Consider the following 14,103-nt stretch of genomic DNA (forward strand, 5'->3'; position numbering starts at 1 on the left):
CCTATTCGCCAGACCTCACTTTCCCGGGAGGAAACCCCTTGAGCTTCTTGAAGACCCGACAAAAGTACGCTTGGTCCTGAAAGCCCGTCTGGCTTGCAACCTCGTTGATGGTAAGGGTGGTCTGCCTCAGCAGAGCCGTAGCAAGGTAGACCCTGTGCCTGTTGAGGTAATCCCAGGGAGAAAGCCCTATCTCCTTGCGAAAGATACGGGTAAGGTAGTCCTCACTTACATTCACCGCCTCAGCCAGCTGCCAACGGGAGAACTGGACCGTAGCCTGTTCCCCGATGAAAACCACTGCCCGCTTCACCAAAGCTGAGGTAAGAGGCGGCAGCAGGTCCTCCCCTCCCCGAAGGGCTATCAGGCGGGAGAGGAACTCGCTGCTGTCGGCAACTGAAGAGTGGACCAGCAGAAGTTGGGGGAAGAGGCTGAGCTGGTCGGCTTCCCCGAGGGTGAAGCTCTCCCTGATCAGCACGATCGGGACAGAGGGTCCCTGCTTTACTTTGCGAATCTCCCTAAACAAGGCAATCGAGAGGTCATCAGTTATGAACAGCGAGGGAAGTTTCAGGTCCCCCTGCTGCCAATATCCATCCCCTGCCTGGACGGCAGAGCCCTGCGTTGGGCAGAGGATGGCGGCAATCTTTGCGGGGATTTCCCCGGTATGGACTACCAACCCCTCTTCCTCCGAAAAGTTGAGGGCGTTCACAAAGGAGGATGAGGAGCCGGGGCAGCCCAGACAGACAAAGCCCAAACGGCTGGCCCTGCTGTCGCGAAGCATCTGGTGGAGCAAGAGCATCAAGGATGGGCCTTTCTTGCGGGCATCCCAGAACAACAGCCCATACCTCGAGAAGAGTTGGGGATTCTGCAGCAGGGAAGAGGCAGAGAGGACAGCAAGGCCTTCAAGGAGAGCAAAGGAAGGGGGAAGCGTCATGTCCTGGTCATCTGCAATGAACAGGGATGGGGTATGTTCCACTTGGGAAACCTCCCCTGAAAGGGTTGGCCAAGGAAGCCTGAAGGATACGGTATTCTCCTGTAGCCAGAACTGGCCCCCATGCAGCAGGATGATGCGCTCAGCCAGGCTGATGCCGGGATCCTGCCTGCTCAGGGCAGCCTTCCACCCTGCGGAGGAGGAGCGGAAGGAGAAGACAAACCCTTCTTCTGTGATGGAGGAAGAGAGCAACGACTGCCCACTCTCCTTTTGCAGGTGCTTGGAAAGGATGCTAAGCACCTGCTTCAGCCTTGTCCGGTCGGCAAAAAGGGCTGGAAGAAGAGCCGGCCCTTCATAGGCTACTCCGCTTTCCCAGACCACCTGCTCCACGAGGGAGGTCGGGTCAAGGATCTGCCGCTCCAATTCCAATTCCCCCGTTTGGCTGAGGGAGAGGTCAAGAAGATGGGTCGCCTTGAAGATCTCTTCATCAATGGAAATCCTCAAAGGTTCATGTTCCTTCCCCTTGAGGGTGCTGACCTTGGCCTGGATCTCTTCCAGTGGATTGCGAAGCCCCTCGCTGACATTGGCAAAGAACTCTGTTCTGGAACGTTGGGCACGCTCTGCCAGTTCCTTGGCCTTGTTTGCCTCATCCAGGAGGAACGAAGCCTTGATGGAGCTGCTCAAGGCTGTCCTGAGATCCTCCATGAGGCTCCCTTCGAACAGGGTTGTCTCCATCACTAGATACCCCATCGGTTGGTTTTCCATGTATAAGGGTTCTACCACAAAGACACCACTGCCCAACTTTTCTGCTATAAAAGGAGGCAACAGGCTCTTCTTGTCGAACAGGACCTGCTGCTCATAGAGCTGCCCGCCATAAAAGCCCCCAACGAACCTACTGCAAGACTCATCCTCATTGAGGACAAGCAGGCACCCCTCGATCCCCAAGGAGGGAAGGTACCTTTGGAAAAGGCGCGAATGGGAAGAGAGGTTGCGAAGGGTAAGCAGCTCGCACTTGAACGAGTTCAGCTCCTTGGTCCGAGTCGAGACGGCATAGGCATGCTCATGGGAAACAAGGGAGTGCTGGCGTAGGAAGAGGTCCCGCAAGGCAGTATCCATATAGGAGGAAAACCCCTTGCTCGCATAGAAGAGCGAGTACCAGTGGAGGGCTTCACTGAGGTTGCTCGGGTCGCCCCCTCCGTCCAGGTAGGAGTGGGAGAAGTGTGCAACCTGTTCAAGGATCTGGGAGGCGATATCCTCCTCCAGGGTTGTGCCAAACCTGGCACAGAGGGAAAAAAGGTGTTCTGCTGCCTTGGTCTGGGAGAGGTCGAGGCTGAATGCCTCAGTCAGGTATCTCAGATAGGCTTCATCGCTGGTAAAGAGGGCCTTTGCACTTTCGTAGCCCCCCAAGGAGTCCTTACACCCGCAGGAACGGCGGATGACAGCCTCACAGGGAAGCAGGATATCGGGCTCGGCCATGCTCTGCTTGTCGACCATCAGCTCTACCATGCTCCATGCCATCAGGGCCAGTTGCCTGACCGGCATCTTTGCCGTGGTACAGGGGACTTTCAGCAGATGGCTCTCGCTGCTGTCGTTGAATCCCACAATCTTGACATCCTCGGGGATACGATACCCCCTCCCTTCGAGTCCCTTCCCAGCTGCAAACATCATCATGTCGCTCGAACAGGCAAGGAGGTCGAAATCCTTCCCCGGCACCAGGCTCCTCTCGTCGACCAGCTGCTCCAGGGCCTTCTGCCCTTCTGTCCAGGCAAAGGGATCCGATACAAGGGAGGGGTCGTATGCAATGGTGTTCTGCTTGAGGGTATCAAGGTAGGAACGGTAGCGGTCATCGGAGGAGGGGTGGTTCTCAGGGCCGCGGATGAATGCAATACGCCTGGTATTGTGCTTGGTGATGCAGTGCTGGAGGATGCCCCCTACCCCAGAGTAGGCATCGAAGGTAATGTCGGGAAACCCTTCCCGTTTCAGGCCGATGGTAACACAGGGAAGATCTCCAAATGAGCGGTACTGCTGCTGCACTTCAGACAGGCTTGCAGCCCCTCCCAAGGAAGATCCCCATACGATGATGCCGTCCACATTCTCCTTGTGGACCAAACGGTAGAGCGCATTGCGAAGATGCTCATGGTTCTCCAGACTCTGAAGCCGGCCACCAGGAAAGACAAACAAGGCGGTCTCTCCCTCCTGTTGTTGGGAAAACCTGGCCACATCAGCCCATAGGCCGTTTGCCGCTCCTGTATGGATTGAAGCAAGGACCAGGGCGATCCGCTTCATCTCTGCTGTTTTCACCCTCTAACTCCTCTCATGCCAAGAACCATACCCACCCTTTACCTCCGGCCCTAACCAGGTGTTCCTGGCAGGGTAACACACCCAAAAGGTACCATCAAGATAGCCCAAGGGATTGCCCACACTCATGCTTCCTGACAGCAAGTTTATCCCCTTGGCAGACATTACACAATGAGAACTTGAAATCCACCCCATGGCAACCGAAAATGAGACCTATCCCCTCACCTAGCTTGACAGGCCAATTACTCAAGGATATCATTGGAACAATGTTTCATTTTCAAAATTTCGATACAAGTCTTGCCAGACTGAACAAAATATTGGATGGGCTCATGCCAATACTGACCCCCACTGGGGTTATTGTTGGCCTGCTCTTGGGTTCCCGAGTCGCCTGGATGAAACCTTCGGTGACCTGGCTCTTCGCCTTCCTCACCTTCAGCGGAGCCTTGGGCATCAGTTCCTCGAGCTTTTTGCAGGTCATCAAAAAACCCAAGAACCTCATGGTATTCTTTCTGGGGACCAACATCATCATGCCCATCATCGCCTGGGCACTTGCCTCGCTTCTCTTTGGCTCATCCCCAGATGTCGTTACCGGCTACGTACTGCTGCTCTCCATCCCAACAGCCGTTTCCGGCTATATCTGGAGTGCCATCTACAACGGCAACGGAGCACTATCGCTTACCCTCATCCTGCTTTCCACCCTCTTGGCCCCCATACTGACGCCCCATACGGTAAGCCTGCTTACCCAAAGCAGCGTCACCATACAGACCACCTCCATGATGCTCTCCTTGCTGAAAATGGTGGTCATCCCCTCGTTCCTTGGCGTCATGCTCAACACCCTGACCAAAGGAAAGGTAACCGTCAAGCTTGCACCCTCACTCAAGCCCTTCTCCAAGATTGCCCTCTTCTTCGTCATCATCATCAACATATCCCAGATAGCGGAACGCCTGATCGACAATGCAACATGGACCTACCTTCCCATAGCACTTCTCAGTGCAGTGCTTACCGCCAGCGGATACCCCATCGCCTACTCGCTCGGCAAGCTTGCCAAGATCCCCATTGCAGAGAACAAGAGCATCACCTTTGCCACATCCATGAGAAACATAAGCGCCGCACTGGTGCTTTCCATAGAATTCTTTCCTGCAGAGACAGCACTTCCTGTCATTTTCGGCATCGTATTTCAGCAAACGGTATGTGCCTTTATGGGGCACTTCCTCTTTGGAGAAAAACAAATCTTTCAAAAAAACATAAGGAGCAAACCATGCAAGCAATCACAGACAGCAAAAAACCAGTAAAGAGACCAGTTCGGGTCCTCCAATATGGAGAAGGCAACTTCCTCCGCGCCTTTGCTGATTGGAAAATCGATATCCTGAACGAAAAAACCGATTTCAATGGAAACGTAGTAATTGTCCAGCCTCTGGAACGGGGACTTGGCGATATGATCAACGCCCAGAAAGGCCTCTACACCACAGTCCTACGCGGAGTGCAGAGTGGAAAGACTGTCGAAGAGTACAGGACCATCAACAGCGTACAAGAGTGCCTCAACCCCTACCATGAAGCTGACTACCAGGCTTATATGGCCCTGGCATCCAGCAAGGACCTTCGCTTCGTATTCTCCAACACCACCGAAGCAGGCATAGCCTATCATGAGGGTGACAAGCTTGAGGACAGGCCCCAGGTCTCCTTTCCCGCAAAGCTCTGCGCATTCCTCTACAAGCGCTACCAGGCCTTTAGCGGCGACAAGACCAAAGGCCTTATCGTCATACCCTGCGAACTCATCGACAAGAACGGCGACAACCTGAAGCGGATCGTCGAGCAGTATGCACACGAATGGAAACTTGAGGCAGCATTCACCACCTGGCTTGAAGAAGCCTGTGACTTCTGCAACTCCCTGGTCGACAGGATCGTACCCGGCTACCCCAAGGCAGAAGCAGCACAGATTTGCGAAAAGCTCGGATACCAGGACAACCTGCTGGTCTCGGCTGAGATCTTCCACCTCTGGGTCATCGAATGCCATAAGGATTTCCACGAGGATGAGCTGCCGTTTGCAAAGGCCGGCCTGAATGTCATCTGGACCGACGACATGAGCTTCTACAGGACCCGCAAGGTGCGTATCCTCAACGGGGCACACACCCTTACCGTCCTTGCTGCCTACCAGGCAGGACTTGATACGGTGCAGGAGTGCATTGCTGACAAGGCCCTTGTCTATCCCTTCATGCACGGTGGTATCTTTGATGAGATCATCCCCTCCATGGATGGCTCCAAGGAGATGCTCGAACAGTATGCGAAGGATGTGCTCGAACGGTTCGAGAACCCCTACAACCCCCACCAATTGCTCAGCATATCGCTGAACTCGGTGAGCAAGTTCAAAACCCGTGACCTCCCCTCCCTTTTGGGGTATTATGAGAAACACAAGAACCTTCCCAAGCGGCTTGTATTCTCCCTTGCGGCTTTGATCAGCTTCTATGAAGGGACAGAGTATGAAGGCTCTGCCCTCAAGGGAACCAGAGATGGCCAGACCTACCTTATCCAGGACAGTCCTGAGATATTGGCTACCTTTGCACAGCTCTACAAGACAAGGGATGCAAACCAGATCGCCAAGGCGGTTCTTGGGCAACAGTCGTGGTGGGGCCAGGACCTCAACCAGGTCACAGGCCTCCACAAGCAGATAGCAGAGAACCTCCAGGCTATCTGGAGCTCTGGTATGAAGAGTGCCCTTACAGCACTCTAGAGGAGAGATTATGCAGACATTCTCAACGTTGAAAATAGCAGACAATGACAGCGTAGCTGTCGCCATCAATGCCCTTACCAAAGGTGAGGTCGTCACCGTGGGAGGGGATCGGATAACCCTGGTCACCGATATCCCTGCAGGGCATAAGTTTGCCCTCAAGGATATCAAGGAAGGGGAGCTGGTCATCAAGTATGGCTACCCCATCGGCAAGGCCAAGAGCCTCATCAGGCAGGGCGAGCATGCCCACGCTTCCAATATCAGCACAACCCTGAACGCAAGTGGCGAATACCACTGGGACAAGCAGGTAAGCGCTTCCTTCATGGCAAAGGCCGAAGAGCGGCGCAAGATGTGGGAGGGAAAGGTCCCAACCATCCAGGCATATCGGAGACCAAACGGGAAGATAGGTATCCGCAACGAGTTGTGGATAGTCCCGACAGTCGGATGTGTGAACATGACGGCCCAGATCATCATCGACTGGGCAAAGGGTGCCTTCGCTTCCTACAACTATGATGGCATCCATGTCTGGTCCCACCCCTACGGGTGCTCCCAGCTTGGGGCCGACCATGAGGCAACCCGTACCATCCTCTCGGATTTGGTACATCATCCCAACGCAGGAGGGGTACTCGTACTCTCCCTCGGTTGCGAGAACAACACCCCCGAGTCCTTTAGGGCCCTGGTTGGCGAAGTCGACCCCACAAGGGTCAAGTTCCTCACCTGCCAGGAGGTCGAGGATGAGATTGAGGCTGGCAAGAAGCTCGTCACAGATCTCATGGAAACAATTTCGAAGGACAAGCGGGAAAGCATCTCCATGGGAGAGTTGGTCATCGGCTTCAAGTGTGGTGGTTCCGATGGCTTCAGCGGCATCACGGCAAACCCCCTGCTTGGGCGCTTTTGCGATGCGTTCACCGCCATGGGCGGCACGTCACTTCTTACCGAAGTGCCGGAGATGTTTGGAGCCGAACAGCTGTTGATGAACCGCGCAGTCAACGAAAAGGTCTATAAAGAGACAGTAAAGCTGATCAATGACTTCAAGGATTACTTTATCAAACATGACCAGGTAGTCTACGAGAATCCTTCTCCAGGCAACAAGGCCGGCGGTATCAGTACCCTTGAGGACAAGAGCATCGGTGCCATCCAAAAGGGTGGACAGGCTCCTGTGGTTGCAGTGCTTGACTATGGCCAGAGGGTGAGCGAACGGGGACTTAACCTGATTTCAGGCCCTGGCAACGACATTGTCTCGACCACAGCCCTGACTGCAAGCGGAGCCCATATCATCCTGTTTACCACAGGAAGAGGGACTCCCCTAGGCTCCCCGGTCCCTACCGTGAAGGTAGCCTCCAACACAGCCATGGCCACCAAGAAGGCAAACTGGATCGACTTCGATGCCGGGCGCCTGCTGGTTGAGGACAATGAGACAGTACTTTCCGACTTCATTGCCTTGATACAGAAGGTAGCATCAGGCGAGCAAAAGGCAAAGAACGAAATCAATGGATATGCAGAGATTTCCCTATTCAAGGATGGGGTCATCCTCTAAGCAAGGAGCAAGAATATGAAAAAGTTTATGGACGAGAATTTCCTTTTGAAGAATAGGACGGCCGAGCGACTCTATCATGAGTATGCCAAGGACCAGCAGATCTTCGACTACCACTGCCACCTGAACCCCCAGGAGATCGCACAGGACAAGCGCTTTACCACCATCACCGATGCCTGGTTGGGAGGCGATCACTACAAGTGGAGGGCAATGCGCTCTAATGGGATCGCTGAAGAGCTCATTACCGGCAAGGATGCAGACCCGTTCGACAAGTTCTATGCTTGGGCCGACACCCTCGAACACGCCTTGGGCAACCCCCTCTATCACTGGACCCACCTGGAGCTCCAGCGCTACTTCGACATCAATGAGCCTTTGAACCGCAAGAGTGCCAAGGCCATCTATGAAGAGACCAACAGGAAGTTCAAGGAAGACAAGAACCTCTCGGTAAAGGGCATCATGAAGCAGTTCAAGGTCTATGCAGTGGGAACCACCGACGACCCGGCTGATGATCTTCTCTTCCACAAGGACATTGCCGGACAGAAGGATTTCCCTGCGAAGGTCCTCCCCTCCTACCGCCCTGACAAGGCCCTTGCCATCGAGAAGGATAGCTTTGCCGCCTATATCGCCACCTTGGCCAAGGCTGCCTCCATGTCCATCACCACTGCTGCCGATGTTGTGGCAGCCCTCATTGCGCGCCTGGACTTCTTTGTCGAGCATGGGTGCAAAGCTTCTGACCACGCCCTGGTCACAGCCCCCGCAGTATTCAGGAGCGAAAGCGAAGTCAATGCAATTTTCGCAAAGAAACTTGCAGGTGCTAGCCTCAGCGCCCTGGAAGTCGAGGCATACAAGACCTATGTGCTTTCACACCTTGCCCGCGCCTATGCAAAACGCAACATTGCCATGCAGCTGCACTTTGCCTCCATCAGGGACAACAACGAGAAGATGTTCAAGCTGCTTGGCCCCGATACCGGCTTCGATGCCTCCCATGACAAGGAACTCGCGCAAGGTCTTTCCGCATTCCTCAGCGCACTTTCAGCGACAGATGAGGTTCCCAAGACCATTCTCTATACCCTCAATCCCAAAGATTACTACACCCTTGGTTCCTTGATGGGCTGCTACCAGGGTGGAATTCCCGGAAAGCTCCAACTGGGTTCTGCCTGGTGGTTTGCCGATCACAAGGATGGGATGGAAGAGCAGATGAAGATATTGGGAAACCTTGGCCTCTTCCCCCGTTTCATCGGGATGCTGACTGACAGCCGCTCCTTCCTCTCCTACCCAAGACATGAGTATTTCCGGAGAATCCTGTGCAATATGGTTGGCACTTGGGCTGAAGATGGGGAGATCCCATCGGATATGGAGATGTTGGGAACCGTGGTGAAGAACATCTCCTTCGACAATGCGAAGGCATATTTTGAAGGATAAGAACATGGGTGGAAAAGGAACTGACGACAAGCAGCAGACCAGTGGCGTGGTACGCACCATCGCCATTTTGGAGACGCTCTCAAAGAACCAGAACATCAACCTTGAGAATCTGGCGAAGGAGACAAAACTACCTAAGGCTACCCTGCTCAGGTTCCTTTCGACACTCGTTACCCTAGGATATGTCTATCGTGACCCTACCGACCTGTACAGTCTGACACTGAAGCTTTTCTCTCTGGGTTCCCATGGGTTGGAGCATATTGATTTCATCAGTCTGGCCAACCCGGTTGCCCAAAAGCTCTGTAACGAGCTTGGGGAGACCGTCCACATGGGAGTGCTTGAGGGAAAGCAAGCTGTCTATGTACTGAAGAAGGAGTCATCCTTCACCATCCGCATGTACAGCAGGGTGGGGAAAACCATCCCCCTCTACTGCACTGCCATCGGCAAGGTGCTGCTCAGTGACATGACCGAACGGGAACTGCAGCAATACCTCTCCTCGGTAAGCCTCAAACCCTTTACCCCGAATACGGTAAAGGATGAGGAGGCCCTGCAGCAGGAGCTGCAGCTCATCCGCAGCCAGGGCTGGGCATGGGATGACGAGGAGCACGAGATGGGGACCCTCTGCATCGGGGCCCCTATCCGTGACTACACCGGGAGGGTAATCTCCGCCATGAGTGTTTCCTGGCCCCTGTTCAGATTCAATCCCGAGGACAAGAAGCATATCGTTGAATCTATTTTGACCGAGTGCAATACCCTTTCGAGGTTGCTCGGTTGGGAGCAGAAATAGCAAGAAGAGGAGAGGCCGTGTATGAAGACGATCCGTTGGGGCATCATAGGTTGTGGAAATGTGACCGAGAAGAAGAGCGGACCGGGGTTTCAGAAGGCTGAGGGATCGGCCTTGGTAGCAGTCATGCGCAGGGACGGACAGAAGGCCGCCGACTATGCCAGGAGACACAACGTTCCTGTATGGTACGATGATGCCCAGAAGCTCATCGACGACCCCAATGTCGATGCCATCTACATCGCGACCCACCCCAATACCCATATGGAGTATACCCTCAAGGCTGCAAAAGCCGGAAAGCCTGTCTACTGCGAGAAGCCCCTGGGCATCTCTAGCGAACAGAGCAAGGCGATGGTCGCATTCTGCAAGCGGCAGGGTGTTCCCTTCTATAGTGCCTACTACCGCAGGGCCCTGCCCAAATACCTGAAGATCAAGGACATGCTTGACAGTGGCATCCTAGGTGAGATCCGGTATGTCCATGTGGAGATGCACCAGAGCATCGCCGAAGTGGATATGCAGGAAGGAGGCTCCTGGAGGGTAAATGCTGAGCTTTCCGGCGGTGGACGGTTCCTCGATGTCGGCTCCCATGCACTTGACCTGCTCGACTGGTACCTTGGCCCGATCACGAGCGCCCAGGGGTACACGGAAAACCAGAGCAAGACCTATCAGGCGGAGGATATCCTTACCGGCAGCTGGATGACTGATGCAAAGGTCATGGGAAGCGGGATCTTCTGTTTCAACACCTTCAAGGATGAGGACTGTACCACCATCTGCGGAAGCAAAGGGGAGATCAGCTACTCAGTCCTTGACCTAGAAGAACCCATCACCCTCAGAACTGCTGAAAACACAACCCTCATTGAGGTGGACAAGGCCCCTGAGCATGTTGCCCAGCCCCTTATCCAGACGGTGGTCGACTCACTCCTGGGCAAAGGGAGCTGTCAGAGCACCGGAGAAAGCGGATCAAGGACCGATTGGGTCATGGAAAAACTGCAAGGCAGATAGGAGAGAAGGCTATGTTTGTATCACATCGTGATGAGATCGAAAAAAAGCAGATCGTGAGTCCAACTACCCATGAGGTTACCAAGCAGGTACTCGTAGGTCCAGACCAAGGGTGGAAAGACTATGTCATGCGGATGTTCACCCTCGGCAAAGGAGGCTTTGCACCAAAGCACACCCACCCTTGGCAGCACATCCTCTATATTGTGGAGGGGAAAGGGACGCTGTTCTTGGATGGCAAGGATTACCCGCTCACTGCGGGCTCCACTGCCTACGTCCCGGCAGAGGCTCTCCATCAGATCCTGAATGCAGGTGAGGAGCCCTTTGTGTTCCTCTGCATTGTGCCCGAGTTTGGGGACAAGTAGCCCTGCATTGACCGCTGCAACAAGAGAAGAGGCTGTTCCAAGGGAGAAATCCTTTGAGACAGCCTTTTTTGTTCTTCCTGCTTTTCCTAGATTGCCGTTTCTTCCAGTCGATCACTCATGGTGGTGATGGCCACAACCTGGGCCATGCACATGCTCCTCTTCTTCGGTTCCCATCCCAGCGGCGAGGAACTCCTCGATGAGGGTAGCAACCTCCTCGTTCTGTTTGCCCTTCACCATCAGGATGCCGATCTGCCCACCAAGGTGGGAGAGCAAAGGATAGGTACGGTCCCCGAAGCAGTGGATGGCCTGGGGTTTCCCCACCTGGTCAAAGCTCTCAAGCAACCGGGAAACAAACTTGGTGTGGTTCTTTTCATAGTCGTCCACCATATGCAGGTCGAGAACGACATGCTTCTGGGGATCGAAGAGCATATAGGCGATCGGGAATACCGGGGCATCGCCCTCGGTAGCCTTGAAGGGTTCGGGAAGGAGGAAGGTGATCACATAGAAAATTTTCCCAGGCTTTGCCTTCATCCTCTTGTATTGGGTGAGCTTGGCCTCATTGGTGAGGTGGGCCTGTGGGTAGACCACCCCATAGTCCTCATCGCTGAGCTCCCTGGCCTCAACAGAGAATCCACTGCCATCCGCCTTCAGATAGGGGAAGTACTCCCGACTCTCGATGTCCTCAAGGCCCAGGGACTCCAGCCAAGGGGTGAGGGAGTTGGTCCTGCTCACCTTGCCAAACCTGGCAACATACTCCTTGGCAAAGAGGATGCCCCGTAAGGCTAGGCCAAGGGCGTTGTTCTCCTCTTCGGAGAGAAACCAGGGAAATCTGAACTGGCGCTTGATCCTCGCCATTGGATAGGAGCCTTCTGCAAACTGGATACCGCTCTCCTCGATGGCCTTCAGGTCCTCAGGTTCCAGGTCGGCCGCATTGTTGTTGAGCGTCAGGATAAAGCACTCCTGGGAATTTTCCACCTCATGCTTTTCCAGAGGTGTGGCCTCGGGGTCGAGGAAGCAGAGTCGGAGATACCCGGTAATGCCCTTCTCCCCCAGGTAGAGGGCAAGGGCGTTCTCGACAATTGAGGCATAGGCGGGCTTGTTCTCCTCCAGCTCTATGGCAAACAGGTCGTTCTCGGAAAATACCAGATCGACATTGGCTTGTTGGTATGCATGTATCAGGGAATAGAGTTCTTTGGTATCCATCAGGGCCTCCACATCTGCAATCATACAGAAAAATGGATTGCTGTCCAAGGAATATGGCTCTCTTCTTTTCTTGTATGCACAACAGACCCACTGTACGATATGTCCATGACAACCAAACATAGAACCATGACAGGAATTGAGAGGCTCCGTCTCGCCCCAAGGTTTGACATGGGGAGAAAACCCATCAGGCAAAGGTCCTATCTCAAGCCCCTTACCTGGATCTTGAGCTTCCCTGCAATATGGAAGCACCTCCTAAAGATAACCAGAATAGGTATGGAGGACGTACGCCCCCCATACCTGTTGCTCTGCACCCATATGGCCTTTCTCGATTTCAAGGTAACGACAGCTGCCCTCTTTCCCCATAGGGCAAGCTATGTGGTAGCGATCGATGGGTTTCTCAAGCGTGAATGGCTCCTAAGAAATGCAGGGGGTATCTGCAAACGCAAGTTTACCAACGACATCCAGCTCATTCGCCAGATCCGTCATGTGCTCACCGAACAACAGAGTGTGCTGGCCCTCTACCCAGAGGCCCGTTACTCCCTGGTAGGGACCAACGCAGTCCTGCCTGAATCCCTGGGAAAGATGGCCAAGGTATTGGGCTTTCCTATCGTCATGCTGAACATGCATGGAAACTATCTCAACAGCCCTTGCTGGAACCTGGAAGAACGGGGAAACAGGATTGCTGCAGACATGAGCCTGCTCTATAGCAGGGAGCAGTTGGAAACGAGCAGTGCAAAGGAGATAAACGAGACCATCAACAAGGCTTTCTCCTATGACGAGTATCGTTGGCAGAAAGAGAACCAAATCATCATCAGTCATCCCAGGCGTGCAGAGGGCCTACACAAGGTGCTCTACCAGTGCCCTCACTGCCTTACCGAGTATGGGATGCACAGCGAAGGAACAACCCTTTCTTGTAGTCACTGCAAGAAGAGATGGGAGATGACGGTTTTGGGAGAACTGAAGGCCATTGGAATGGCCGAGGATGAGTCAGCGTTGTCCACCGAGTTCTCCCACATCCCCTCATGGTATGCATTCGAACGCCAACAGGTCAGAAAGCAGATCGAGGAGGGAACCTATCATCTGGATGTGGATGCTCTGGTCGAGGCCCTGCCCAATGCCAGGGGCTTCATCCCGCTAGGAAGAGCAACGCTTACCCACACCAAGGAAGGTTTCACCCTGCAAGGGACCTTTGGTGGTGAACCCTTCTTGCTTGAGAAACCCACGCTCTCCATGTACTCCTGTCATATCGAGTTTGAGTACTTCGGCAAAGGGGACTCCATCGACCTCTCGACACTGAGTGACACCTACTACATCTATCCTCAGGGTGGGCAGTTCTCGGTTACCAAGATAGCCCTGTCAACAGAGGAGCTCTACAACCATGAACGGGAAAAAGCCAAGGGGTTGTAAAGTAACAAGAGCAAGAGGCGCAACAGGCGCCCTGACTGTAGGTAAACCAAGAAAGACCGAATACAAACAGGGGGTTTCTGTTCTTTGGGTAGGAAACATAGCTTTATATAGACAATTCGTCTAGAAAAACGCAAATACGTACCAAACCTTGTGCAAAACATACCACCTATCTACCAGTAACTATGAGTATTCCTTACAGCAAAGGATGTGACAAGATAGAATACCATTACGACATTCTGCTTAATTGTCACAAGAAAGGAAAAGAGTAAAAATAAACAATTTCTTATTATAAAACGATTTATATTATTATTAATAAAATAATCATAAAATAATATTTTTTATTAAAAACTATTGACATAAGTCATGGCAATTACTATAGTACAGGTGTGCTTAGGAAAAAGCACACAAAAAGAAATCTTGCACAGGAGCCCAGCTCCTAAAGGAAACCTT

Annotated in this window: 10 protein-coding genes; 8 read left to right on the forward strand and 2 right to left on the reverse strand. The window is 53.4% G+C overall.

Annotated elements, in window-relative coordinates; translation table 11 throughout:
- Position 1 precedes the first annotated feature (1 nt).
- On the reverse strand, positions 2 to 3,226 hold the full coding sequence (locus ROJ03_RS10915) for a helix-turn-helix domain-containing protein (protein ID WP_313727087.1): 3,225 nt from the start codon (positions 3,224 to 3,226) through the stop codon (positions 2 to 4).
- A 326-nt stretch (positions 3,227 to 3,552) separates the two neighbouring features.
- Between ROJ03_RS10915 and ROJ03_RS10920 the strand changes: the two genes are divergently transcribed.
- The 7 genes from ROJ03_RS10920 to ROJ03_RS10950 are packed head-to-tail and all read left to right on the forward strand — an operon-like array spanning position 3,553 to position 11,043.
- On the forward strand, positions 3,553 to 4,515 hold the full coding sequence (locus ROJ03_RS10920) for a bile acid:sodium symporter family protein (protein WP_313727088.1): 963 nt from the start codon (positions 3,553 to 3,555) through the stop codon (positions 4,513 to 4,515).
- On the forward strand, positions 4,482 to 5,951 hold the full coding sequence (locus tag ROJ03_RS10925; protein ID WP_313727089.1) for a tagaturonate reductase: 1,470 nt from the start codon (positions 4,482 to 4,484) through the stop codon (positions 5,949 to 5,951). Before ROJ03_RS10920 ends, ROJ03_RS10925 begins: the two co-directional genes overlap by 34 nt.
- A gap of 10 nt (positions 5,952 to 5,961) precedes the next feature.
- Entirely contained in the window at positions 5,962 to 7,485 is a 1,524-nt protein-coding gene (locus ROJ03_RS10930) for an altronate dehydratase family protein (RefSeq protein ID WP_313727090.1), read from the forward strand.
- A 15-nt stretch (positions 7,486 to 7,500) separates the two neighbouring features.
- A complete protein-coding gene (gene uxaC / locus ROJ03_RS10935) occupies positions 7,501 to 8,904 on the forward strand; it encodes a glucuronate isomerase (RefSeq protein WP_313727091.1) in 1,404 nt (467 codons plus the stop codon).
- A gap of 4 nt (positions 8,905 to 8,908) precedes the next feature.
- Positions 8,909 to 9,688, forward strand: coding sequence for an IclR family transcriptional regulator (locus ROJ03_RS10940; protein WP_313727092.1), 780 nt, complete (start codon positions 8,909 to 8,911; stop codon positions 9,686 to 9,688).
- A gap of 21 nt (positions 9,689 to 9,709) precedes the next feature.
- Positions 9,710 to 10,684 (forward strand): Gfo/Idh/MocA family oxidoreductase, encoded by a 975-nt coding sequence (locus ROJ03_RS10945; protein ID WP_313727093.1) that lies wholly within the window; start codon positions 9,710 to 9,712, stop codon positions 10,682 to 10,684.
- An 11-nt stretch (positions 10,685 to 10,695) separates the two neighbouring features.
- Entirely contained in the window at positions 10,696 to 11,043 is a 348-nt protein-coding gene (locus ROJ03_RS10950; protein ID WP_313727094.1) for a cupin domain-containing protein, read from the forward strand.
- A 111-nt stretch (positions 11,044 to 11,154) separates the two neighbouring features.
- On the opposite strand, the gene ROJ03_RS10955 is transcribed toward ROJ03_RS10950, so the two are convergent.
- Positions 11,155 to 12,246: a DUF6930 domain-containing protein gene (locus tag ROJ03_RS10955; protein ID WP_313727095.1), complete on the reverse strand. Its 1,092-nt coding sequence runs from the start codon at positions 12,244 to 12,246 to the stop codon at positions 11,155 to 11,157.
- 105 nt (positions 12,247 to 12,351) lie between these two features.
- On the opposite strand from ROJ03_RS10955, the gene ROJ03_RS10960 reads away from it, so the two are divergent.
- Positions 12,352 to 13,653, forward strand: coding sequence for a hypothetical protein (locus ROJ03_RS10960; protein WP_313727096.1), 1,302 nt, complete (start codon positions 12,352 to 12,354; stop codon positions 13,651 to 13,653).
- The last annotated feature ends 450 nt before the right edge of the window (positions 13,654 to 14,103 follow it).

This window comes from Sphaerochaeta sp. PS (assembly GCF_032144095.1).
Lineage (GTDB): Bacteria > Spirochaetota > Spirochaetia > Sphaerochaetales > Sphaerochaetaceae > Sphaerochaeta.